Here is a 23,421-nt window from a genome sequence, read left to right as displayed (position 1 = left end):
ACCTTCCAGATCAACTCAATGTCATCCTGGGCAACCTCAGCGGCCACCAGACCCTGCTTGCCCGAGTTGCCGCGGAAAATATCGGCGAACCGTGAGGACAGTACAGCTTTGAAGCCGTAGTCCTTCAGCGCCCAAACAGCGTGCTCGCGCGAGGAACCCGTGCCAAAATCGGCACCGGCCACCAACACCGAACCGGCCGAGTACGGCTCCTGGTTCAGGATGAATTCCGGGTCCTTGCGCCAGCTGGAGAACAGGGCGTCCTCGAAGCCGGTACGGGTGATCCGCTTCAGGTAGACGGCGGGGATGATCTGGTCGGTGTCAACGTTGCTTTGGCGCAGCGGGACACCGGTACCGGTGTGGGAGGAAAACTTTTCCATGGTGTGAGCTCCTTACGCTACGGTGCTTGCGGCAACAGGTGACAGGTCCGACGGCGAGCTGAGGGTTCCGCGAATAGCGGTAGCAGCTGCCACAACGGGAGAGACCAGGTGTGTGCGGCCTCCCTTGCCCTGCCGGCCTTCAAAGTTGCGGTTTGAGGTGGAGGCGCACCGCTCGCCTGGTTCCAGCTGATCCGGGTTCATGCCCAGGCACATGGAGCAGCCTGCGAAGCGCCACTCCGCACCGAAGTCCATGAACACCTTGTCCAGGCCTTCAGCTTCAGCTTCCAGACGGACGCGGGCGGAGCCGGGAACCACCAGCATGCGGATGTTCGGATCCTTTTCGCGGCCACGGATGATGTCAGCAGCGACGCGCAAATCTTCGATGCGGGAGTTGGTGCAGGAGCCCAGGAATACCGTGTCAACACGGATGTCCTTCATGGGTGTGCCGGCTTCCAGATCCATGTAGGCCAGTGCGCGTTCGGCTGCGGCCTTGGCGTTTTCATCGCCAAAGTCCTCCGGGTTGGGAACGTTTTCGCTCAGGGAAACACCCTGGCCCGGGTTGGTACCCCAGGTAACGAACGGCTCCAGCGTGTTGGCGTCGAGGAAGACCTCGGCGTCAAATTCGGCGTCGTCCTCTGTGGTCAATGACTTCCAGTACTCGACAGCGTTATCCCAGTCCTGACCGACAGGTGCGTGGGCGCGGCCCTTCAGGTACTCGAAGGTGATTTCATCGGGGGCGATCATGCCTGCACGGGCGCCGGCCTCGATGGACATGTTGCAGACGGTCATGCGGGCATCCATAGACAGTGCCCGGATCGCGGAACCGCGGTATTCCAGCACGTAACCCTGGCCACCACCGGTACCGATCTTGGCAATCACGGCGAGGATGATGTCCTTAGAGGTGACACCGGAGCGCAGCGTACCTTCAACGTTAATGGCCATGGTCTTGAACGGCTTCAGCGGCAACGTCTGGGTCGCCATGACGTGTTCCACTTCAGAAGTACCAATGCCAAACGCCAAAGCACCCACGGCTCCGTGAGTTGAGGTGTGGGAGTCGCCGCAGACAACCGTCATGCCCGGCTGAGTCAGACCCAGCTGCGGGCCCACCACGTGAACGATCCCCTGCTCGGCGTCGCCCAGGGAATGCAGACGCACACCGAACTCGGCGCAGTTATTGCGCAGGGTCTGGATCTGGGTGCGGCTGGTGAGATCGGCGATCGGCTTGTCAATGGCTAGCGTGGGAGTGTTGTGATCCTCCGTGGCGATGGTCAGATCCGGGCGGCGCAGCGGCCGGCCCGCCAGGCGCAGACCCTCGAAGGCCTGCGGCGAGGTGACCTCGTGGATCAGGTGAAGGTCGATGTACAGAAGGTCCGGCTGGGCAGCGTCGCCGTCGCCTTCGCCTTGCTTGACAACGTGGTCGCGCCAGACCTTTTCCGCCAGCGTCTTCGCAGCCTTACGCGGAGTCGATGTCGAAACCGTCGGCACCTGTGCTGAGTCGTGTGCAACGGGTGTATTTGCCTCGGTCACGGCCAGCTCCCTTCATCTGTTGAACATGGAATTCGGACGTAGAATTAGCGCCAGGACCCTTGCTCGGTGGTTTGTATAACTCCACTGTTCCAGCCCCCTCTGCGAGGAAGCCAATTCTTCGATTGGCATCTCACATAATGAGACGGTAATATCATTACATGGACAATTCTAGTGGCGTTGGCGTCATTGACAAAGCGGCTCTTGTGCTTGATGCACTGGAAGCTGGCCCCACAACCCTGGCACAGCTTGTTGCAGCCACCGGTTTGGCCCGGCCCACAGTGCACCGGTTGGCACTAGCCTTGGTACATCACCGGCTGGTCAGCCGCGACATGCAGGGCCGTTTTGTGCTCGGCAGCCGCCTCGTTGAACTGGCTTCGGCGGCTGGCGAAGACCGGCTCATTGCTGCCGCCGGCCCCGTCCTGCTGCAGTTGCGGGACTCTACCGGTGAAAGTGCCCAGATTTTCCGCCGCCAGGGCGATTCTCGCGTCTGTGTGGCCTCCGCCGAGCGGCCCATTGGTCTGCGCGACACCATTCCTGTTGGCACACAGCTGACCATGAAGGCCGGTTCCGCCGCACAGGTGCTGCTCGCGTGGGAAGACCACGAGCGTTTGCTGGAGGGCCTGCACAATGCGCGCTTCACCCCCACCGTTCTGGCCGGCGTGCGACGCCGTGGGTGGGGTCAGTCCCTCGGCGAGCGTGAGCCCGGGGTCGCCTCGGTATCAGCCCCGGTGCGTGGCCCCTCCGGCCGGGTCATTGCCGCTGTTTCCATCTCCGGCCCCATTGAGCGCCTCACCCGCCAGCCGGGCCGTTTGCACGCCGAGATCGTGTGCAATGCATCCCGCATTCTGACCGAGGCACTGCGCAAGAGCGCTGTGTAGCCACATTGAGCCGGGCCTAGCTGTTTTCCCCGCGACGCCTGCGTTCCATTACGTTCAAACGGTGCGCCACTCCTGGAGTGGCGCACCGTTTGGCGTTAACCGTCCGCAGCTTCATAGTCTTCGGCCTGTGAGCCCGGTCTCGGGTAGTGTTTGCGCATGACCAAATATGCTGTTTTCCTTCGCGGGATCAATGTTGGAGGCATCAATTTAAAAATGGTCGACCTCCGCGCAGCACTGGCCGTCCTCCCCCTGACCAAGCCCCGGACGCTGCTGGCCTCAGGAAACGTTGTCTGCTCCGCCGAGGTCACCGCAGGGGAACTGAAAACCATGGTGGAGACGCTGCTGCGTGCGCGCTTCGGCTATGACGCGTGGGTGGTGGTCATCGACCTGCCCACACTGGAAGCCATCATCGAGGCCTGCCCTTACCCAGCCGACGACGCCTCCACCCACAGCTATGTCACGCTCTCCTCAGACCCTGCCACCTTGGATGAGTTGGCGCGGCACGGCGGTGAGATTCCCGGCGTCGAACTGGCCAGGCTCAGCCCCGAAGCACTCGCTTGGCCAGCCGCGGCCGGGGGCACTCTGGACAGCCCCTTCAGCAAGCTTTCCGCCAAGCCGCGCTACAAAAGTACAACCACCACCCGCAACTTACGCACCCTCATCAAGTGCCGCGACACCATGCTCGCCTAAAACGAAACCGCCCCAGGGTTTAGCGAGTGTCGGCCAGAGCCTGCTGGAACGCCCGGAAGTGCGCAATCTCGGCTTCCGTGGGGTCCACCACAAGCGTCTCACTGGTGAGCGCAACGCTCTCACGCAGCCGTCTCCGGGCAGCAGACGCCCTGCCGCCAGCCCCTGCAGCCGCCAGGAACTTGCTAGTGATGGCCAGGAAAATACCCAGCACCACCCCAGCCAGCACCATCAGCGTGGGTAACGGCCAGCCCTCCACCTTGGGCACCTCCGGAACAGGCATCTGGAAGTAGCCCAGCGCGGCGAGAACGCCCAGCCAGACCAATCCACCCACAGCCACCAGCAGCGCCAGCCACTGAATCACGGCGAACACCGGCCACCACCATGCACGGGTGTTGGCTTTGAGATCGGTCCCGGCAACGGCTTGGTCCAGCGCGTCGGGCAGCTCGGCGCGGTTGCTGCGTGCGGCGGCCCGGATGGAGGCCCGCCACGGCCCGGAAGCCCCAGCACTGGCGGCATCGGCGAAGTCGCGAACACTTGAATCCAGCTGGGCTTGTTCGGCCGCCCCTGCCGAAGGCAACGACGTCCGGTTTACCTCGGCGGAACCCTCGCGGCGCAAGCTCAGGCGCCGCAGCGGATCTTTCCGGAAGCGTGAAATCCAGCGCGTCACCGGCCAGCCGGTCTGCTTGGTGGCATCCAGCTTGTACGAGGCACGGACTGCAGAAACCACATTTTCCACGTGGGCGGCCTTGGCTAAACCGGCGGCCAGCGCCTTGCGATCCTGCTGGTGAACCCCGGCGGCTTCGCCATCACCGGCGGCCTCTGTCAGGCGTTGACCGGCCACGGCAACGTCCGCGGCAAGCCGTGCAGATTTGGCAGCCTTGGCCCTGACCACGGTGGCAATCCTGGCACGCAACTCCGGGACGCCTTGGCCCGTGGTTGCCGAGACACCAGAGATTTTCACGTTGGGGAGCCCATCCCGATCCAGAATGGACGCCAGCGATTCCAGTACCGGTTTGACCTCGGCGGGATCCAGCTTGTCGATCTGGTTAAGGACCACCAGTGTCACGTCTGCGTGGGTTGAGAAGGCCCGGATGAAATCGTTGTGAATGGCGGCATCGGCGTACTTTTGCGGATCCAAGACCCACACCAAGACATCCACCTGCCCGGCCAAGCGTTCCACAATGGCTCTGTTGCTCAACTGGACCGAATCGAAATCCGGCAGATCCAGCAGGACCAACCCTCCGGCGTCGTCCATCAGACCGTTAACGGCCTGACCCTCGCGGCGGTCGGCGATCTCCAACCAGTCCAGCAGTGGCGCGCTGCCCTCCATCCCCCAGATCATGGCGAGCGGCTCGCTGGTGGTGGGCCGGCGCACGGCAACCCGGGCGGCATCCGCGCCAGAGACCGCGTTGAATAGCGAGGACTTCCCGCTGCCGGTGGCCCCGAAGAAGCCCACCACCGTGTGATCGGCGCTCAGTGAACGGCGGGATGTGGCGCGTTCCAGGACGCCGTAGACGTTCTCAAGTGTGGCGTCGTCCAGACGTCCCTCGCCCAATTCGCGGGCAACATTCAGGGCGGCCAGCTGGCGGTCCAGCGTGGATTCGGCGCGACTTTCGCGGTGACGGCTCATGCCTTGCCTCCTTGCGTGCCGAGCTTTCCAAGGCTCCCTAGGCGCGTAGCGAGCTCATCAAGGCGCTTCGCATCGGCCTGCGCCGGCGCGAGCCTGTCCAAGAATCGCTGTTGCTGACCGTCTAGGAGGCTGGCGCAACGCTTCTCGAGAGCGGTTTTGGCCTCCTTGGCCAGCCGTCGCACAGCATCCTCGCCGAAGATGGCTTCAAGCAGTTTTTGACCCACGACGGCGGTGCCTCCTGCGATGCCCACCTCGGCTCCCGTCAGTCCCCCGGTGAAAGAAAAGACCACGATCATGAGGATGACCCCGAGTCCGTTGACGCCGAAGGACAGCCAGCGGGCTTGGGAGCGTTTGGCTGCGCCTTCAGAACGGATGAGCGCCAGCACTTCACCTTGCCAGGCCCGGATCTCTGCGGCCACTTCTGCCGGGAAATCTGCGGTGACCCCTGAGAGGTCATCGAGCCCCAGGAGCTGGCGGCCGGCGGGATCTGCCCGCCAGCGCTGATCTGCGTCCTCGGCTGCGCGGGCGGCTTGATCAACGATGACCGCCTGCAGCCCGGTTTCAATGGCTGATTCAACCTTGACTGCGGGTGGCGGCTGGCCCTTGAAGAACGCCCCGATCCTGTCGCGGAAGCGGCCAATATTGCTTTCCAAGGCCCGGAAGAATTCACCGGTTCCCACAAAATCTTGCCAGCGAGCCAGTACTTCTCCGCGCAGGAGGGTGCCGTCGCTGGTGGACTGGCCGATCCTCGTCGCGGCGTCCGCGAAGGCAGCCTGGACGTCTTCGCCCAACTGGTTCCCGGCGTCGTGCTGGTCCTGAACAGCTTGGGCGAGAACGGTGAGCCGCTCCGAAAGGGAACGCACGGTGCCGTTGAGGGTGCGCCGGACAATCTCCGCGCGGCCGGTGGCGTCCTCACTGATGTTGGCCAGCCAGGCGTTGATGGGCTGCACAGACTCCGGCGGGAGCATGCCGAGCTGGTTGAGAGTGGCCTCGGGAACCACGAATAGTTGCGCGCCGGCAAGCCCCTCGCGGTTCAGCATGGCGTGGAGATCATCAGCGATTTCCTGCTCGGCGCCGGGCGGGACACGGTCCAAGATGATGGCCACAGTGATGTCGCGCGAGGCGGCGTCCAGGAGGAGTTTCCACGGCACGGCATCGGCGTACCGGTTGGCGGTGGTGACAAAGAGCCAGAGATCCGCGGCGGCCAGGAGTTGCCCTGCCAGTTGGCGGTTGTCATCGGAAATTGAGTCCACATCTGGAGCATCAAGGATCGCCACGCCTTGCGGCACGGCCTGATCTGCAACGAGGACCAGGGAGGTCATGGCGCCCGCGTCCGGGGCGGCGCCGGCGCGCGAGGCCGGAGTGTTCGCCTTGACCAGCTCACCGCGCACCCTGCTCAAGGTGGGCAACACCCGGTTGGAGGTGAACCAGTCCGCATCCTGCGGGTGGTGGAGCAAGATGGGCTGGCGCGTGGTGGGGCGAATGGCGCCGGACCGTGTGACGGGGTGGCCGACCAAGGCGTTGACGAGCGTTGATTTTCCCGCGCCCGTGGAGCCGCCCACCACTGCCAACAGTGGGGCGTCCAAGCTGCGCCAACGCGGCAGGATGTAGTCATCCAGCTGGCCGAGGGCGTTGGCGGCTGTGGTGCGGGCTTCCTCCGCGCCGGGCAGCGCTAGGGGCAACGTCAGTGTGGCAAGCTCCGTGCGTACAAGCTCAAGAAGCTCGACGGCGGCATCTTGCTCCGTAGCGCCGGCTCCGTTGCCAGCTGCATGGCCGGCACTGTCGCTGCCGGGGTAACTCGAATCGGTGGGGTTCACAAGCCTTATCATGCCAGCCCGGCGCCTAAACTCGGCACATTGGCGGTGTTCCGGTGCGGAATTGTTGTGCCGAGGGTTGTATCAGTGGCGGCTCGGCGCTGCTGGCACGTTCCTTGGACGTTGCAGGCACCCGTGCCACGACAATACCCCCGGCTCCAACGAGTGGGGGCATTGTTCAGTCCGGGGCTAGGCGTTGGGCCTAGTAAACGGGCTGGGCCGTTTCTTAAACCCCAAAAGAGCACCGCAAAGAGGCCGGAAACCCGTAGGATTCCGACCTTGATTGTGACCCCAGCGGTGCGTGATCTCAGCGGTGATCTCAGCGGTAATCGAACCCGCGTTACCGCCGAACAGCGCTCCAACAAATACCGCAACTTACCGCCACCCATGCGCCGTTCCGCAGCAAGAACACGCGGATTATGAGAGCGCTCACAGGCCTCCCAACTTACCTGCACATCCCGGCTTTGCGACCCTTATACCGGAATTAGTGGTGAATTATTGGTTACCGAGGCGGCTATTCAGTCCGGAACTGAGAGAAGGTTTGACGCTGATCAATAGCGGCTTTTGACGGTTCAATGTAGTGCTTCTTGGCCATCTCGTCGGGGCCTGGCCGAGCTGGCGAGCTGCCTTTTCGCTGACGTGTTCAGCATCGATGAGTGTGGCCACGGTCTTCCGCAGCGTCTTAGGTGTAACCCACTCGAATTCAGATCCGGTGAAGGTCTTGGTCCAGGCGTGTCCACGGTTGCGGGAGTCCGTTAGGGTGCCGGTGGCCGAAGTGAAGACGACGTCCCATTCGTTTGGCTGGCGTTTCTGCAGGGCGGGGGCGAATAGGTCGACTGCAAACTGCGGCAGGGCCAGCCGGCGAATGTCGTTGGCTTTGGTGCTCTCCTGGTTGATGAGCCCCTGACCCCTTGATGCGGATGATGGTGGAGTCAATCTGAAAGGACGGGATTGCGGCACCGAGGTCGACCCTGTTGGCACGGATGGCCAAGACTTCGCCCGGGCGAACGCCAGTGGCAATAAGTGCATCAATAATGTCCAGAAGCACACCGGAGTGGTTACGACTGCCCATGCGCCGGGCGTCTCCAGTCTCGGACAGACGCTCGCTGGCAGTTCGCGGGTCCAGCTTCGCCTCGGCACAGTGGCACGTGGCCCTGAACTCGTCTAAGGTAAGCGCCTGGATGACAGCCGTTTCCACTTTATGGACGTGGACATCTCTGGCGGGGTTGGATGGCACTGCATCGTAGCGGGCATCCATGCCCATGATTCCCTTCAGGATCTCTTCAACGATATTGGCGGTGGGGTCGCCAATATTCTTGCCGATGGCCCGGACGAACGTATCCAGTCGGTCGGTGGTAGCTTCACGGAGGTGAAGTTCAGACAGTGCGGGCAAGATGTAGGCGTCCCAGGCTTGGCGGTGACGTTCAGTGGTGCGGTAGGCCAGTCCCTCGGTGACCTTGTCGGCGTACCATTCCTCGGCCAAGACCTTGAAGTGGGTCTCCGGTGTGATCTCACCTGTGCCGAGCTGCTTGCAGTCGGCCAGTTTCTTCTTCAGTGCCTGGGATGCAGCTGCTTTGGACTTTCCAATGGCTGTGGTGCGTCATGAAATGCCGTCATATTCACGGAAACCGGCCCGGGCGTAGATGACCTTGACACCGTCCTTGTTGAGTCGTTCGGAGTATCCTATGTCGCCGTAGTGGCCAATGCGGAGCTGGGGGCCTTCCACGCATCGTGTCTCCTGCCTGATCAACCCGTGGGGGTCAGCGTGTTTGGTGTTCTACAAGATACACCTGTGCCGTCTCTTGGTGCGAGAATGACTTAGGACGATCGGTGACTACTTCAGTGGTCACCCAGAGATCATCGACCAACTCAGCGACGGAAGCGGCCCAGGCAGCGTGTGTACAGAGCACTTCTAGAGGAATGAGGCGCGGCGCGGTTTCGATGCGGACCTCATATTCAATCCTCGGCTCATGGCAGCCTTCGTGTCCAGATTCTATGTAGACGTGCTCGTAAGTCAGAGTGCAGCGACGCTGATCTTGCTGGAGCCTGCTGTCCAACTAGATCACTCGCAACCCATCAGTGCCCCTGGGGCGGCGTCAGTCATACGAATATAAGACATGTGTATGTGTGTCAGCCGCCGAAGCCCCCCAGGATCAAACATTTATTTGACACGAGGGGGTGGGTCGGACATCCGCTATGAGTTGGGCGTCCTAATTCGACTTGTGTTTTGGCCGAGAATTCCAGGGCATCAATTCTGTGGCTACGGTTCGATCGCGACGATCAGCGAGTTCATCTTCAGTGGAAACTACGCCTATTAGTTGCTGTAGAACCCAGATGAGACGTATGGACCCATGTGCCAAAACTAACAGCGATAGCTCAAGAAATTGCCCACCGACAATTGCGCTTTCAGCCATGTAGCCAAGTGCTGAGACTATAGCCAGACCCATTGTCCAGAATCCAGCCGCACTCATTGATGACCAATTTTGTTTCAGCTCGCCGCCGCCTTGGCGGCGCAACTTCCGAAACCGTTCGGAGTTGTTTTGCAGGCCAAAAATAACTACGACACCGGCGAATCCGGCAAGTAACGCTCCTGCAGTTACGAGCGCTAGCGCTAGCGTCTCAGGAGATTGACTGTCACTAAGTAAGCCTGTCCAAACGTCCAGAGACGGCCATATAAGGAGTGCCACAGTGTGCACTGCGGCGATTCCAAAGAGAATTAGATTGGTTCGAGTGGGATGATCTCCCAACCACCCACCCACGGAGGATAGTACTGACCTTGCCCACTTGCGGACGGACTTCATAATTTTGCTCATTCCGCATCCTCCGTTCCAAATCTAAGTCTACTGCTTGAGGAAACCGCGACAGCTGGCAATGGCACCTAGTACCTCAGGAAGGATGAGATCGGGTGTCAGTGGATCACTGTCAGTTTGCCCGACTCTGGCTTGATACGTTACTACCTCGCGAATGAAATTGACACTCTCGGTTCGCCAGGTTCCATCGGGGTTTGGGATCTTGAGCGATGCTACAGCCTTGGAGTACTCACCGTTCTCGATATAGTCCTTCATCTCATCGGTGAAATGGCTGCCTGCCACAGTGTTGGGCACTCCGTGCCCAAAGCTGAGAGTGAAATCGAACGATGTGTCGAAATCCCCAATCGCCATGACCTCTCGGACTGCCTTGTTGACCTTGCCCTTTGCTTTTCCTGAGGGAACTTGGTCCTTAGCGACCTTGACTTCCACCTTTGACACTAGTTGGGCCTGTTTTAGGAGGTCCCACTGCTTCGTATTGAGAACTGGATCTAACACAAATGATTGCCCGTTGCCTATGTAGAGTCCAATTGAGCTGATCCAGTACTCGATGTCTTCAAGTCGGGGCCCTCCGGTGGTTCGAAGGATTGCTACCGTCTTCTTGATGCCAGTTGGGATGACATACGCCGGTTCGGAGATCTCCCGAATCGTAGCGTTGAATGCCAAGGATGTTGGGCTGCTTCCTTGGGGGTCAAAATCATCCGGGTAGTCACCTTTGGCGCGCATCTTTCCGATGTAAAGATATTTGGAGTTTGTTCGGTTGTGAGTCCCACCTAGACCAAGAAGAGCATGTCCGTTTCTATGGGCTTCACGGTCACTCCGGCTGCGAGCCGCAATAAAGTCAATGAACTTGCCCCAGAAATCGTCGCTTACCAAGGTCGAATTCCCTTTGGAATCGACAATCCGGGGAGTGAAAAAGCGGACAGTGCGTTTTTTGGCCTGAGCCATCGGTAGATCCCCAATCGGTGATTGTGCGAGTTACGCTCGCGTGTGGTTGTTTTAGTTGTCTTGTTCCAAGCCTTGGGACTCTTCGCCGCTCTCGCGGGCTCGAGCTTCTCCTTCGGCGCCTTAATCCTTGGAGGAGAATCCTTCTTGGTCGCATTTAGGCTCTTAGGGATCCTCACCCCATGGCCAATTCAAACTGCAGGACCGTTCATGATGATGCCTTGGCGAATTTAGTGAGGAGACTATCGAGCACAGGGCCAGCCGCCGTTACTGGTGGCTCTCCCTTGAGTTTGGGTTGTGGCCCGAACACGCGATTGGCAAAATTTGATCGCAGTTCGTCGCGCCTATCCGGATCCTGAATGGGGTCGATAAACGCTTCAAAAGTGAGCAACTGGATCGTAATCGATTCGGCCCACGTCGCTAGGGTGCGATGCAAGTGTGCTTGGCGAGCAAAGTAGCCGGCAAGCCCGACCAAACCGAGAGCTAGGGCGAGTGACGTCACAGCCTTGGCGACATCAGAACCAGTAGTTACATTGGCATGGACAAGGAACGGGCCGACGATAGCCGCGATGATTGTGATAATAGTCGTCACACGAAATCCCGTCGCTGCCCGTCGCTGACTAAGTCCATATGATTCATAGTCTGAAGTGAGTCGATTTGTCGACGTCTCGGCGGCGGCGGATAGCGCATGTTCTTTAGCTTCCTGAGCCGACACATTGGCAGCATGGGCTCGCTCAGCCGATCGGGATGCTGCAATTTCGGCCCAGCCGACACTCACTCGTTTGCGATGCTCAATCACTTCATCTTGAATTTCCTGCAATGCTTGGATTTGGCTGGCGGTGAGGTGGCTGTTGTCGCCTTGACTGCGGTCGATCGGCACGCTGTTGCCTGACCAAGCTAGCAATACACTCGCTAGCATGTTCAGGTGTTGAACCAACTCGCCCCAGGCAACGCGCCCCAAATGGAAACCTTCCGCACTTGGCTGCCTGACGTACTCGGACAACTCTTGGAAGTGCACGATGTCACTCAGGAGCACGTCGTTTACGTCATAGTCATATTCCATGCCTCCCAGAGTGAATCGATTGGCTTCCTCCAGATGATGCTGCACGATGAAGTCATTGAGGAATCTTCGCCAGATGACCTCAAACTCTCCCAGGCCTTCATCGCGTAACGGCAGTCCTCCCATACTGGAATCACTCGTCGTGCGAACACGACTGAAGTTCTCTAGGGCCTCTGTGAGGTTTTCCCGGGTCTTTTCTAATTCATCGCTTGCATTCACTACGTTTCGTCCCCAAATTCATGAGTCTGGCTCTCTTCGCCGCGGGCTGATCCTCTGGCGTCTTCTTCGGCGCCGTAGTTCCGTGAGGAGTCTGTGGCTAGTTCGTAGTAGTTAGCCGGCAACGGGATGTTGCCGGCACTGTCTGCGTCTTGGTGGGCGTGCAGGTCCACGAACGGGACCTTCTTGCTCTTGAGTAATACCGCGTCTTCTTCTGCTTGATCAAACAGTCCAGTGAACAGATCACTCACTCTTTTCGGAATTGCTCGCGGAGGATCGTGGAAGAAACCCGGGCGAGTTCAGGCCTGAGGACTGCTGACACCCGTTCGCTGGCAGGGGCTTCATCCACTGACGGAAATTGCACCCCGTAGGTTCGTTCTACTTCGTCAAAAATGCGAGATGCGGTCAGTTCATAGTGTGGGGTCATGCCGCCTGACCCAGTGGGCACCCAGTCCTGAGCCGACTTCCAGCTCGGGGAAGTTCCTCTGCAAAGGGTGGGCCAAGGATGGGCTGTCCAGCGGCCATGAATGCGACCTCATCACTGACACCCGCGAGCCATGCAATCGCCCGGGTGGTTTCATCTTTCGGAACCGATTTGTATGTACCGTTTAGAATCTGCTCGAGTGCCGTGCCGTGCATCTCGAAGCCGTGGTGTTGAGCTTTGAAGCCCGGTTGCCTCGCGGAAGTCTGATGCCTGACCATGGTCAGGTCAACCAGATGTCGAAGACTTTGAGTTTCATTCACGACGCCGATTCTTCCCTTTGCTCTGGCACTTCAGTAAGTGCCGAAAATATTTTCATGACAAACAACTAACCCATCTTTGCAGAACCGGCGCGGAAAGGTTCGCTGGGCGCCTTCACAGGTCGAAACAGAATGCCGGATGTCGTAATTACCCAATAGAGAAGTACAGTCACTCTGGCGTCACAAGGTGTCATGAGTACCTAAGACTCGCAGCGCCCGGGCATCCTCGGCCTGACCACGGCTTTGGCCGTCCGGCGCAAAAATATCGGAAGTCCACGAGCGATCGCTGACGCAGCAGGTCCACATGCCGCAGGTCATCGAACGTACTCGTTTCCCAACAGCGCCATCTTTCGAAATAATTGGCAAGCACTGTAAATATCAGGTCTTCGGGACGAGCGCCGTTACCATTGAGCTAGATCAATTCGGGCTCATCGACCATGTCGAGCTCCTCGGCGACGCATAGTGCACTACCTCTGGTGACCTAGCCCAAGACAACTCCTGGCTGCTTGTAGTCATCAATAGCATTAGAGCCCGCTAGACTATCGACCTTAACCCACTCATGCATATATAACCGATGCAGTCGGCCCAAGATTGCATCTGGGATGTGCGCTCAAAGCCAGACAGGCACCCCCTTCGTCTCAGGCAACTTCGACGCGTGTTCCGCTGTGGGGTACTTGCCAGTAGTTCCGAGGCATCTATTGGTCTGCAGTTGACCTCGACCTGAATATTCCAGAATTATTCTGCTCAGACGGATAGCCCAATTAGTTGGCAGGTTCTCTGGCAATCCTCAGGAGGCTCCGCCTGCTATTTTCTTGTGCAATCCCACAACGCATGCGGTACTTCCGACTATGAACACTGTCAGTCCAAATTCCAAAGCGGGGCATCTGATCCCAACTTTGCGGGCTGATCACCGTCCGCATCTGATCAACGGGGCTCAGTGAATGGAGTCGGCCCTACTCCTCAGAAATCAAACGTGATGTCTGGCCGGCTGCTCAGCATGAGTTCCTTGTGAGACATTGGAACAGCGGGCACGGGATCCATACCACCATTCGCGTTCACCATGACCTTCACGAATTCCTTGGGGAAATCGACAAACTCGCCGACCATCACGAATTCCTTGACGGCACCAGGCATGGCCTCTTTCATGTGTTCGTTGCCGACCTCGATGAACTGATTATAGGTTTCGGCTGGCAAGTCTTCACCAGTAGAACTGCGCCACTCGTCCACGATCTCATGAGCATTTTTTAGCTCATACTCTTTCCCTGCCGCATCATAAACGAGGATACTGTACATATTCGCCAGCACCTCCCCCTTGCGGTTGTCCACCTTGGCCATAACGTAGGTAACCGGGTCCGCCGCCGCGATATCACGCAGCTCTTCCAGCTCAGCTACTGGATCAGCCGGTTCGAGTTGGATCTTGCCAACGGTGTTGTACGTGCTCACAAAAATGAACTCGCCTGGCACGTACCCCGAACTCTCGGCAGGCGGGGTCACTGATTGCTTAATAACGGCCGCTGAAGTCGCGGGAGTCAAAGTAGGTGCGGGCGCAGCTTCTTGCGGAGCGGAAGCGCACCCAGCAAGAGACAGGGAGCCGGTGAGCGCCAAGGCAGCAAGTGAGTGTTTCAAGGTTCCCCCAAGATGGTTCCGATAGTTTCGGACAGCCTAGCAAGGGACGCAGCCTAGGAGGATTCGACGGCTAGCCAGGCCCGATTGTTACCGCTCGTTCCCGGAATAAAAGACCAATTAAGTACCAACAGCACAAAAGGGGTACAAAGCAAAAAGGCCGGAAACCCGTAGGTTTCCGGCCTTGATTGTGACCCCAGCGGTGTTTGAAATCGGGGCATCGTTCATAGCTGTAGCGGGACATGATGCACGGAGACAGTCCATCGATGTAGCGAGACATGATGCTCATCCTGACCGCCAGTCCCTGTGGCGGGACATCATTCCGAAGATTGCCACTTAGTATCTCTCACGACAGAGTTCATACAGGACCCCGATGAGTTATGGAAAAGAACAAGCTCATTATTGCGTCCATCGCCCAAGGCAAACTCACCCCCGCGCAGGACGCCGAGCACTTCGGTGTGCGTCGGCGCTGGGTGTACGAATTGATGCGCAGACACAGGGCCCTGGGCGAGGACGGGGTACTTCCACTCTCCAAACGCCCCCATTCCAGCCCGCAACAGACCGAGGAAACCGTGCGCACACGCATCCTATCGCTGCGTCATGAACTCACAGACAAGGGCCTTGACGCCGGGGCGGAGACCATTGCCTGGCACCTGTTAGTCGAGGACCTGCCCGTTCCTGCTGCCTCAACAATCCATCGCATCCTGTGCTCTACGGGGCTGGTCACCAATCAGCCCCACAAACGCCCACGGTCCTCATGGCACCGCTTCGAGGCCGGACAACCTAACGAGATGTGGCAGTCAGATTTCACCCGCTGGTCCCTGGCAAGTGGCGCCGATGTGGAGATCTTGAACTTCCTTGATGACCACTCCCGATACCTGATCTCCTGCACCGCCCACGGGACTGTGACCGGCGCCTTGGTGCCTGAGTCCTTCCTGGAGGCCGCGGATCGGTATGGATTCCCGGCTTCGACGTTAACCGACAACGGAATGGTTTTCACGACCCGTCTATCCGGCGGTAAGGGTGAACTGAATGCCTTTGAAAAGACCCTGCGCGATCTAGGCATCCAGCAAAAGAACGGCTCACCGAACCACCCACAAACACAAGGCAAGATAGAACGGTTTCATCAGACACTCAAGCGCTGGCTCACCATTGACGATCCGGCAGAAACCCTTGAACGGCTCAACCAGAACCTGATCCGCTTTGCTCAGGTCTACAACACCGAGCGCCCCCATAGGGCCTTGAACAGGCGCACCCCCGCCCAAGCCTACGAAGCAGTCCCGAAGGCCATCCCCAACTGCCCCGCCTCCGGCACACACCATCGTGTACGCACCGACAAGATCGATGCAGGAGGAAAAGTTTCCCTACGCTACCAAGGCAAACTTCTTCACCTAGGCGTCGGGCGTCACCACATGTACGAACACGTCACGGTCCTCGTTGCCGACACCGCGGTCACCGTCATTCTGACAAACACCGGAGAAATTCTTGGCGAATACGACCTCGACGCCACGAGGGACTACCAAGCCAAAAAGAAAAAGTCCCCAGCACAGGCTGAAGACCATTCTTAACGAACGATGTCGCGAGACATAGATGAACTATGTCCCGCGACATCACATTGTGACCCCAGCGGGATTCGAACCCGCGTTACCGCCGTGAGAGGGCAGCGTACTAGGCCGCTATACGATGGGGCCCTAATACATCCGATTTTTTGCTTCCGAACCTCAAGAATAATACTTGAAGAACTACTCGCATGCCAACCGAAAAGCAGCTTATATAATAAGCGCTGGGATACCAGGACTCGAACCTAGAATGTCGGTACCAGAAACCGATGTGTTGCCAATTACACCATATCCCAATGGCTACGTTCTGCCGTGAATCGCCCGGGTTTCCCCGGCCTTTCAGCGGCCCTCGCGCCGGGATAAAACTATACCTGAGGTTTTGCTGAACACCAAAACGAGAACGCTGTTTTTGGCTGAGTCGTGCGTCACAGGCTATCTGCGGCTGCTGACAGTCCCAAAAGGTCACCTATTTCATCCAGTGTCACCACCACCTGAATGCGCTCCAGCTCAGCCGATTCGGCGCCCGGCGCTTGGGGCTCCGGCATAGACTCCCTGTTCAGCCACACGCCGGACAGGCCCGCACGGATGGAAGCAACGCCGTCGAGCAGGTAGTTATCCCCCACATACAGCGTCTGACCCGGAACAGTGCCAAGCTGACGGCACCCTTCCAGGAAAATCGCGGGGTCCGGCTTAGCCACGCCTACTGTGTCGATGCCCACCAGGACAGCAACGCGTGCCAGGCCCGCCTGATTCAGCTTGGCGCGCTGATAGGCGTGCACGTTGTTACTGACGGCGCCATAGGGGATGCCAGCGGCGTCCAGAGCATCCAGTAGCGGCACCACATCCGCGAAAGCTCGGATGGAGCGTGGCTGGGCCGCTTCAAAGTCCGTAATCCACTGCGCCTGCGCTTGCGCAGAAAAGGCCACGCCCAACTTGCCGAAGACCACCTGCGCCCGCAGACCACGCTGCTCATGGAACGTGAACTCGCCGGCCACGTAGCGATCGTAGTAGCGCTGCGGATCAGCCATATACAACGCCGAAAAGTCATCCCACCCAGCAGCAGTGAAACCGGGCAGCAGGGCCGAGGAGGCAAACACCATGGCGTCCTTCATGGCCGCCACAAGGTCCACAAGGGTTTCATCGATATCAAACAAAACACCGCTGACCCGCCCAGCAAAAGGGGCGAAGTCAACGGTGTTGTTTGGTGCACTAAGCGGCAAAGCGTTTAGCCTTTGAAAGCGCGCAGGCGGGTCAGCGAGGATTCCTTGCCCAGGATCACCATGGACTCGAACAGCGGCGGGGAAACCTTGCGCCCGGTCAGCGCCGTGCGGACAGGGCCGAACGCGAAGCGCGGCTTGATGCCAAGGCCCTCCACCAGTGCAGACTTTAGCGCGGCCTGAATGGACTCGGCACTCCAGTCTTCAAGGGGCGAAAGGGCTGCCAAGGCAGCATCCAGGACCTCGGTCAGGTTCTCCGGCATGCCCTTGAGGGAATCCTCGGCGACATCGACGGCGTCGTCCTTCTTGAAAAGGAAAGCAATCATCTCAGGAGCCTCGCCCAGCAAGATGATGCGTTCCTGGACCAGAGGGGCAGCCTCGGTGAGGATTTCCTCCTCGCGCGGCGTCAACACGTCCCCCACCAGGCCGGCAGCCTGCAGGTACGGGATCAGGCGGTTGCGGAAGTCGGTGGCCTCGAGCATGCGCACGTGGGTGCCGTTGATGGCTTCAGCCTTCTTGATGTCGAAGCGCGCCGGGTTACCCAGAACGTCGTGGATATCAAACTTCTCCACGAGCTGCGCCACGGTGAAAATGTCCTCATCGGCGGAGAGCGACCAGCCCAGCAGAGACAGGTAGTTCAGCAGGCCCTCGGGGATGAAACCGCGGTCACGGTGCAGGAACAGACTGGATTCGGGATCGCGCTTGGAGAGCTTCTTGTTGCCGGCACCCATAACGTAGGGCAGGTGGCCGAACAACGGCATGTACTCGGCAACACCCACCGCATACAGGGCCTCATACAAGGCAACCTGACGGGGAGTGGAAGAGAGCAGATCCTCGCCGCGCAACACGTGAGTGACGCCCATGAGGGCATCATCGACAGGGTTCACCAGCGTGTACAACGGCGCACCGTTGGGGCGGACAATTGCGTAGTCCGGGACTGATCCTGCCTTAAAGGTGATCTCGCCCCGGACCAAATCGTTGAACGTGATATCGCGGTCCGGCATACGCAAGCGCAGCGCCGGTGCACGGCCCTCGGCCTTGAAAGCAGCAATCTGCTCTTCGGTGAGGTCACGGTCAAAGTTGTCGTATCCAAGCTTAACGTCCCGGCCGGCAGCCTTGTGACGATCTTCGACCTCTTCGGGTGTGGAATAGGACTCATAAGCGTGCCCGCCGGCAACCAGCTTGGCGATGACGTCCTTGTAGATGTCCCCACGCTGCGACTGGCGGTACGGCTCGTGCGGGCCACCAACCTCAACACCTTCGTCCCAGGTGATGCCGAGCCACTTCAGGGCGTCGAGCAGCTGCAGGTAACTTTCCTCGCTGTCGCGCTTGGCATCGGTGTCCTCGATGCGGAAAATCAACTTGCCGCCGGTGTGGCGGGCGTAGGCCCAGTTGAACAGGGCCGTGCGGATCAACCCAACGTGGGGCGTTCCAGTGGGCGACGGGCAAAACCTTACCCGGACGGGGGTTTCAGCGGTGACAGTGGGGATCGAGGCAACATTAGTCATGATGGAATCCAGTTTAGCTGCCATGGCCACCTCGCCTGAATCGCGGACGACGCCGGATCCCCTCACCTAGGTGCCGTGCCCGGCCGCAGTCCGCTTCTGAGTACAAATCTGGACAGAAATCTGGGCACAAAAGTACCCGCAGCAGGGGTTCAAAAATCACCGGGAGTCAGGATTTTTCGAACCACTGCTGCGGGTCGTTTTTGCCCGGCGGTCCGGGAAGTTTTGCCGGCGGGCCTGGCGGTTTTTCAGGCGCGCCGAGCGGTCAGTGGGTGTGGTGTGAGGCCTGCCGCTGGTAGACCGGGGTGTCCAGTCCCTCCATCCGGGCTTTCAATTGGAGGGCCAGGTAGTTGGAGTAGTGCCGGCTCTGGTGCAAGTTGCCGCCGTGGATCCAGAGGTTGTCCACATTGGTGGGCTTCCACATGTTGCGCAGCTCCCCTTCCCAGGGACCGGGGTCACGCTTGGTGTCCGAGCCGTAGCCCCAGCATTTGCCCACCGCATTTGCCACCTCAGGCGAGACCAGGTCCGACAGCCAGCCATTCATGGAACCGTAGCCGGTGGCGTAGACGATCAGATCCGCCTCCAGCTCGGTCCCGTCATCCATGACAACGGCGTTGCCCGTCAGCTTCTCCACCTGCCCCGTAGCAAGCTTGACCCGCCCATCAATGACGAGTTGAGAGGCACCAACGTCAATGTAGTAGCCGGAGCCGCGCCGTAGGTACTTCACGAACAGGCCAGAGCCGTCCTCACCAAAGTCCAGGTCGAAGCCGGCGGCCGCCAGATCATCGTAGAAGCCCTTATCCCGGATGGCCATTTCGGCATAGATGGGTTTCTGAGCCTCCGGCAGAATGCGGTACGGCAACGAGGCGAAGAGCAGATCGGCTTTTTCCGTGGTGACCCCGTTGGCGAGCGCCTCCTCCGAATAGAGTCCGCCCAATCCCAGATCCATGAGCGATTCGCTGCGGGAAATGTGCGTGGAGGAACGCTGGACCATGGTGACTTCTGCCCCGTGCTCCCACAAATCCGCGCAAATGTCATGGGCAGAGTTATTTGAACCAATGACAACCGCCTTCTTTCCCGTCCAGTCACCACCCCCGGCGTGCTGCGACGAGTGGTACTGCTGTCCCAAGAAGGTTTCCGCACCCTCGAAGTGGGGAACGTTAGGGTAGCCGGACACACCGAGCGCAAACACGAGCTGCTTGGGGCGCAAGGTGACGGGAACGCCGTCGCGCTTCACCTCAACCACCCACTCTCCGGCGGCCTCGTCATAAGCGGCCTTGACGGCCTCCGTACCGGACCAGTAATTGAGTTCCATGATGGCGGTGTAGTGCTCCAACCAGTCACCGACCTTGTCCTTGGAGGCAAACACGGGCCAGTCATCGGGGAACTTGAGGTAGGGCAGGTGGTCATACCAGACCGGGTCGTGCAGGTGCAGGGACTTGTAACGCTTACGCCAGGAATCCCCGGCTCTGGCGTTCTTTTCCACCACGATGGTTGGCACGCCCTGACGGCGAAGGCGTGCGGCCAGCCCAATCCCGCCCTGCCCGCCGCCGATGATGAGGGTGTTGGGCTGCTCGTCGTAGCCCAGCCGGTCCTCGCTTTCTTCCTTGCGTTCGAGCCAGGATTTGCGGCCGCGAGTGATCTCATGATCCACGCCCCTGTCACGGTTCCGGCCCTTCTTCTCCTCAAACCCCTTTAGCTCCTGCATGGTGGTCAGCAGCGTCCAGCACTTTCCGTCCTTCAGGCGCAGGTGCCCGTAGCCATTGGCGGCACCCGTTTCAAAGTTGATCCAGGCTTCCGTATTTTCGGCATCCCCCGTGGCATCCTCTGCGAGCGCCCACCCGGTGGGGGCCACATGATCCAGCCGGTCGGTGAGCATGGTCCCGATCTGCTCCCGGCCTTCAAAGGTTTTCAGGTTCCAGGTGAAGGCAACAAAGTCGCGCCAATAACAGTCGTCGGCGAAAAGTGCCGTTGCCGCGGACACGTCCCGGGAGGTCAAGGCCTCATCAAGCGCCTGGAGCCACTCCGTGACAATGCCGGTGGGTGTAGTGCTGCTTGCTTCTTCTGTGGTGCTGGGTGACATGCCGACTCCCTTGTCCGCTGCTCTGCTCCCCACGATGGAGAGCGTAAGCTGTTGTAACGTGACTGATCTCACAAGTAAAGCTCCCGTGGGGTTGCAGGGACGTTGCACGCGTCTGTAACGTCTCCTGAGACGTTGAATGAGAGGCTTGCACGGCACACCGCCGTTCGCGGCACAACAAGATTCACGGCACGGGATGGCCGCCTGAAGGGAAAATGCATGGTCGAGGTGTCTTCCGGCACTGCAGGCACAGGCGCCACCTCGGCGCTTCGCTTCAGCGACCCTGTCATGTATTCGCGCATGCTCCGGCACGCCCATGAGGACGTCATCGGCGGAGCAGAGAGGGCCGAGATTACCACCGACATCCAGGAATCGTGGCGACGCTCCCTGGCCCTGGGCATCAGCCCCGACCAGCACAGTCCCCGCCATGTACGCGAACCCTCAGAAGTCCGCGCTCTGCGCCGGGAACACATCCTCTCCCCCGCAATCCCAGCCCTTACGGAACTACTGGGAGATGATTCCGACGGCGGCAGGCAACTGCTGATCATCACCGACGCCGCCGGTGAGGTGTTGTGGCGTATCGGCGGCCGGAACGCCCTGACCCAGGCTGATTCATTGGAATTCACCGAGGGTGCCGACTGGTCCGAGTCCGGGATCGGCACCAACGCCATTAGCGAGGTTTTGCGCACCGGTTCTGCCGGACAACTGTTTTCAGCCGAGCATTTGGTGCGCACGCATCACGACTGGGCGTGCACGGCCGCCCCGATTCGACACCCCCTGACAGGAGAACTCCTCGGGGTGCTGGATGTATCCGGACCCCTGACAACGCTGACGCCGGATTCTTTACGCATGGTCCGGTGTGCCGTCCGGGCCGCAGAGGAAATTCTCGGCAGAACAGCGGCCGGTCGCGGCCCCACGGCAGCAGCTGGGGGCGGGCTGGGCACCCAAGGTGACGGGTCCGGCGTCGGCCATGAACCAGTGGGAGCAATAGCTGGCATTGAACTGCTCGGCGAGCGGCCAGCGGTGGTGCACGCGGATGGCCGGCGGGTGCCGCTGACGTTGCGGCGGGCGGAGATTCTGGCGCTGCTGTGTTCCCGCCAGCAGGGATTCAGTGCCGACGAGCTTGCGTACGAGCTCTATGGGGAGACCGGGACGGCAGCTACTGTGCGCATTGAAATGCACCGGCTCCGGACTGTGCTGGGTTCGGCCATCTCCTCCAACCCGTACCAACTAGCTGATCCGGTGCGGGCCCTCGTCGACGCGAACCAGGTGTTGGCGGCACTCCGCTGCGGAAACGCACCCCAGGCACTAGCAAGGTACCGCGCCCCGCTCTTGAGCCGCTCCACCGCGAGAGCCCTTGAGCTGCTGCGGGAGGAACTCAACGCCGCTGTCCGGACGGCACTACTCACAGATTCCTCTAGTGCGGCGCTGTCCCAGTGGCTGGCTTCCGACATGGGTGCCGCGGACACGGAAGCCGTCGCCGCTCTCCAGGCGCTGGTGGGTGCGGTTCCACAGGTCGCCGCCTTCGCTGCCCGCGCTCGTCGACTGGATGACGCCCTGCTCTAGCCGCGCGCTGGCTCTTCTCTTGCATCCCTCTAGCATCGGATTCCTTGACCGCGTCTGCCCACGCCTGCCCATGATTTCCGCGCCCGTCCACACCTGAGCAGTACCGTCAGTTTTCGGCATGAAGAACCCCTTGACGGGAGCATTTCCTCGGGAGTAATCTACAACCAAATGGTTGTAGATCAGCTCAGTGAATCAGAAATGGACCGCGTGTTTCAGGCCTTGGCCGACACCACGCGTAGAGACATTGTGCACAAGGTGACTCTTGCCGAGTATTCGGTTTCCGGGCTAGCCCGCTACTACGCCATGAGTTTCGCAGCGGTCCAAAAGCATGTGGCCGTACTGGAACGGGCTTCCCTCATCACCAAGGAGAAACGCGGAAGGGAGCAGGTGGTGCGCGCCAATCACGACGGCTTGCGCAAGGCACAGCGCCTACTCGATAACTATGAGGCAATCTGGCGGCAGCGCGTCGATCGGATTGCAGACATCCTGGACGAAGAAGCCCCGGATGAACCACAAGGAAAGGCAATCCCATGACAGTCACCGACGCCACCACAAGTACAGAGAACCTCACCCTGTGCATCACCTCGGAGTTCGCCGCCGCCGTCGAACGCGTCTGGCAGATCTGGGAGGATCCGCGCCAGCTGGAACGCTGGTGGGGTCCTCCCACGTGGCCGGCAACATTCGAGCAGTTTGATTTTCAACCAGGCGGCCAGGCTAGCTACTACATGACCGGACCAGACGGATCGAAGGGGCGCGGCTGGTGGGAGTTCACTACCATCACGGCCCCCAACCACTTGGTTTTGGAGGACGGCTTTGCCGACGACAACGGGGATCGCGTGACTGAGATGGGCGCCGCAACCATGACCGTCACGCTGGAAGATATTGGCGGCCGAACCCGGATGAGCGTGGAAACGTCGTTCGCCTCCGAGGAGCAGATGGAGAAGATGATTGCCATGGGCATGGAGGAGGGAATGCGCCAGGCCATGGGCCAAATTGACGCGATCCTGGCCGAATGACAGTTCAGGAGGGCCCACCCGAGTTCATTGTCTCCACTTGATGCAAAAATGATCCCGATTCCGCTTTCGGAAGCCAGCATCCCGGGCTCCGAAGACGGAATCGGGATCATTTTTGCCTCAGCAAGGGGCGCAAGGAAATTTTGGTCACATTTAGGTAACGGTTGACTTAA

Annotated in this window: 19 protein-coding genes and 2 tRNA genes; 6 read left to right on the top strand and 15 right to left on the bottom strand. The window is 59.8% G+C overall.

Annotation, left to right across the window (positions count from 1 at the left end; all coding sequences use genetic code 11):
- Positions 1 to 377, bottom strand: a 377-nt coding sequence (leuD, locus tag CXQ93_RS05985; RefSeq protein ID WP_104109756.1) for a 3-isopropylmalate dehydratase small subunit, incomplete at its 3' end; no start/stop codon positions are given.
- Between the two features lie 12 nt (positions 378 to 389).
- Positions 390 to 1,862 carry a 3-isopropylmalate dehydratase large subunit gene (gene leuC / locus CXQ93_RS05980; protein WP_104109755.1) on the bottom strand — a complete coding sequence of 491 codons (1,473 nt, stop codon included), beginning with the start codon at positions 1,860 to 1,862 and terminating at the stop codon, positions 390 to 392.
- A gap of 200 nt (positions 1,863 to 2,062) precedes the next feature.
- Here leuC and CXQ93_RS05975 point away from each other — a divergent pair, with 200 nt between their 5' ends.
- Positions 2,063 to 2,782: an IclR family transcriptional regulator gene (locus tag CXQ93_RS05975; RefSeq protein WP_062287434.1), complete on the top strand. Its 720-nt coding sequence runs from the start codon at positions 2,063 to 2,065 to the stop codon at positions 2,780 to 2,782.
- A gap of 156 nt (positions 2,783 to 2,938) precedes the next feature.
- Positions 2,939 to 3,472 carry a DUF1697 domain-containing protein gene (locus tag CXQ93_RS05970; protein ID WP_104109532.1) on the top strand — a complete coding sequence of 178 codons (534 nt, stop codon included), beginning with the start codon at positions 2,939 to 2,941 and terminating at the stop codon, positions 3,470 to 3,472.
- A gap of 19 nt (positions 3,473 to 3,491) precedes the next feature.
- Here the strand turns inward: CXQ93_RS05970 and CXQ93_RS05965 are convergent, their stop codons facing one another.
- The 8 genes from CXQ93_RS05965 to CXQ93_RS05925 all read right to left on the bottom strand — a co-directional run bounded on the left by CXQ93_RS05965 (position 3,492) and on the right by CXQ93_RS05925 (position 14,128).
- A complete protein-coding gene (locus CXQ93_RS05965) occupies positions 3,492 to 5,102 on the bottom strand; it encodes a GTPase (protein WP_062287431.1) in 1,611 nt (536 codons plus the stop codon).
- On the bottom strand, positions 5,099 to 6,931 hold the full coding sequence (locus CXQ93_RS05960; RefSeq protein WP_104109531.1) for a dynamin family protein: 1,833 nt from the start codon (positions 6,929 to 6,931) through the stop codon (positions 5,099 to 5,101). The genes CXQ93_RS05965 and CXQ93_RS05960 overlap by 4 nt, the downstream gene beginning before the upstream one ends.
- A 688-nt stretch (positions 6,932 to 7,619) precedes the next feature.
- The gene (locus tag CXQ93_RS05955) at positions 7,620 to 8,399 is read right to left on the bottom strand and encodes a hypothetical protein (RefSeq protein WP_104109530.1); all 780 of its coding nucleotides are present in this window, start codon (positions 8,397 to 8,399) and stop codon (positions 7,620 to 7,622) included.
- A 117-nt stretch (positions 8,400 to 8,516) separates the two neighbouring features.
- Complete coding sequence (locus CXQ93_RS21060) at positions 8,517 to 8,642, bottom strand: hypothetical protein (RefSeq protein ID WP_258068628.1); 126 nt, start codon at positions 8,640 to 8,642, stop codon at positions 8,517 to 8,519.
- Between the two features lie 1,114 nt (positions 8,643 to 9,756).
- Positions 9,757 to 10,671, bottom strand: a complete 915-nt coding sequence (locus tag CXQ93_RS05950; RefSeq protein ID WP_104109529.1) for a hypothetical protein — start codon at positions 10,669 to 10,671, stop codon at positions 9,757 to 9,759.
- A gap of 205 nt (positions 10,672 to 10,876) precedes the next feature.
- The gene (locus tag CXQ93_RS05945) at positions 10,877 to 11,947 is read right to left on the bottom strand and encodes a hypothetical protein (RefSeq protein WP_104109528.1); all 1,071 of its coding nucleotides are present in this window, start codon (positions 11,945 to 11,947) and stop codon (positions 10,877 to 10,879) included.
- Positions 11,947 to 12,195 (bottom strand): hypothetical protein, encoded by a 249-nt coding sequence (locus CXQ93_RS05940; protein ID WP_104109527.1) that lies wholly within the window; start codon positions 12,193 to 12,195, stop codon positions 11,947 to 11,949. Before CXQ93_RS05940 ends, CXQ93_RS05945 begins: the two co-directional genes overlap by 1 nt.
- Positions 12,196 to 13,645: 1,450 nt before the next feature.
- Positions 13,646 to 14,128 (bottom strand): hypothetical protein, encoded by a 483-nt coding sequence (locus CXQ93_RS05925; RefSeq protein WP_146073172.1) that lies wholly within the window; start codon positions 14,126 to 14,128, stop codon positions 13,646 to 13,648.
- A gap of 560 nt (positions 14,129 to 14,688) precedes the next feature.
- On the opposite strand from CXQ93_RS05925, the gene CXQ93_RS05920 reads away from it, so the two are divergent.
- Entirely contained in the window at positions 14,689 to 15,876 is a 1,188-nt protein-coding gene (locus CXQ93_RS05920) for an IS481 family transposase (protein WP_104109523.1), read from the top strand.
- Between the two features lie 50 nt (positions 15,877 to 15,926).
- Here the strand turns inward: CXQ93_RS05920 and CXQ93_RS05915 are convergent.
- The 5 genes from CXQ93_RS05915 to CXQ93_RS05895 all read right to left on the bottom strand — a co-directional run bounded on the left by CXQ93_RS05915 (position 15,927) and on the right by CXQ93_RS05895 (position 20,672).
- Positions 15,927 to 15,999, bottom strand: a tRNA-Glu gene (locus CXQ93_RS05915).
- A gap of 92 nt (positions 16,000 to 16,091) precedes the next feature.
- Positions 16,092 to 16,163, bottom strand: a tRNA-Gln gene (locus tag CXQ93_RS05910).
- A gap of 129 nt (positions 16,164 to 16,292) precedes the next feature.
- Positions 16,293 to 17,087 (bottom strand): HAD family hydrolase, encoded by a 795-nt coding sequence (locus tag CXQ93_RS05905; protein WP_104109522.1) that lies wholly within the window; start codon positions 17,085 to 17,087, stop codon positions 16,293 to 16,295.
- 5 nt (positions 17,088 to 17,092) lie between these two features.
- Positions 17,093 to 18,592: a glutamate--tRNA ligase gene (gene gltX, locus CXQ93_RS05900; protein ID WP_104109754.1), complete on the bottom strand. Its 1,500-nt coding sequence runs from the start codon at positions 18,590 to 18,592 to the stop codon at positions 17,093 to 17,095.
- A gap of 262 nt (positions 18,593 to 18,854) precedes the next feature.
- Positions 18,855 to 20,672 (bottom strand): NAD(P)/FAD-dependent oxidoreductase, encoded by a 1,818-nt coding sequence (locus CXQ93_RS05895; protein ID WP_104109521.1) that lies wholly within the window; start codon positions 20,670 to 20,672, stop codon positions 18,855 to 18,857.
- 216 nt (positions 20,673 to 20,888) lie between these two features.
- Between CXQ93_RS05895 and CXQ93_RS05890 the strand changes: the two genes are divergently transcribed.
- From CXQ93_RS05890 to CXQ93_RS05880, 3 genes are all read left to right on the top strand, one after another.
- On the top strand, positions 20,889 to 22,235 hold the full coding sequence (locus tag CXQ93_RS05890; RefSeq protein WP_104109520.1) for a helix-turn-helix domain-containing protein: 1,347 nt from the start codon (positions 20,889 to 20,891) through the stop codon (positions 22,233 to 22,235).
- A gap of 168 nt (positions 22,236 to 22,403) precedes the next feature.
- Positions 22,404 to 22,769 carry a metalloregulator ArsR/SmtB family transcription factor gene (locus tag CXQ93_RS05885; protein WP_104109519.1) on the top strand — a complete coding sequence of 122 codons (366 nt, stop codon included), beginning with the start codon at positions 22,404 to 22,406 and terminating at the stop codon, positions 22,767 to 22,769.
- Positions 22,766 to 23,251, top strand: coding sequence for an SRPBCC domain-containing protein (locus CXQ93_RS05880; protein ID WP_104109518.1), 486 nt, complete (start codon positions 22,766 to 22,768; stop codon positions 23,249 to 23,251). The genes CXQ93_RS05885 and CXQ93_RS05880 overlap by 4 nt, the downstream gene beginning before the upstream one ends.
- Positions 23,252 to 23,421 lie beyond the last annotated feature (170 nt).

The sequence above is a fragment of the Arthrobacter sp. N199823 genome, assembly GCF_002929705.1.
Classification (GTDB): domain Bacteria; phylum Actinomycetota; class Actinomycetes; order Actinomycetales; family Micrococcaceae; genus Specibacter.
The sequence above is the reverse complement of the archived record's forward strand: the minus strand, read 5'-3'. Positions and strand labels throughout refer to the sequence as shown.